The sequence below is a fragment of the Clostridium sp. ZBS2 genome, assembly GCF_023845855.1.
GTDB classification, from domain to species: domain Bacteria; phylum Bacillota; class Clostridia; order Clostridiales; family Clostridiaceae; genus Clostridium; species Clostridium aquiflavi.
In genome coordinates, this window is the sequence record NZ_JAMQIF010000136.1 from 1 (window position 1) to 346 (window position 346).

Consider the following 346-nt stretch of genomic DNA (forward strand, 5'->3'; position numbering starts at 1 on the left):
GGGGGGGGGGGGGGAAGAGGAGGGGGGACCCTGGGAGGCGAGGCGGGAGACGAGGAAGACGAGGCGGGGGCGCCGTGAGGGCGACAGAGGCGCCGATAAGGAAATAAGGAAGCCGCCGGGGGGGAAGGGCGGCAAGATTAAAACTCAAAGGAACTGACGGGGGCCCGCCCAAGCAGCGGAGAATGTTAGTTAATTAGAAGCAACGCGAAGAAACTTACCTAGACTTGACATCTCCTGAATTACTCTCAAGCGAGGAAGTCACTTCGGTGACAGGAAGACAGGTGGAGCATGGTTGTCGGCAGTTCGTGCAGTGAGATGTTGGGTGAAGTACCGCAAAGAGCGCAAC

The 346-nt window shown here is 59.0% G+C and carries 1 rRNA gene; it reads left to right on the forward strand.

Features of this window, described 5'->3' with window-relative positions:
- Positions 1–118 precede the first annotated feature (118 nt).
- Positions 119–346: ribosomal RNA gene (locus tag NG918_RS16750) — 16S ribosomal RNA — on the forward strand; the annotation flags it as partial.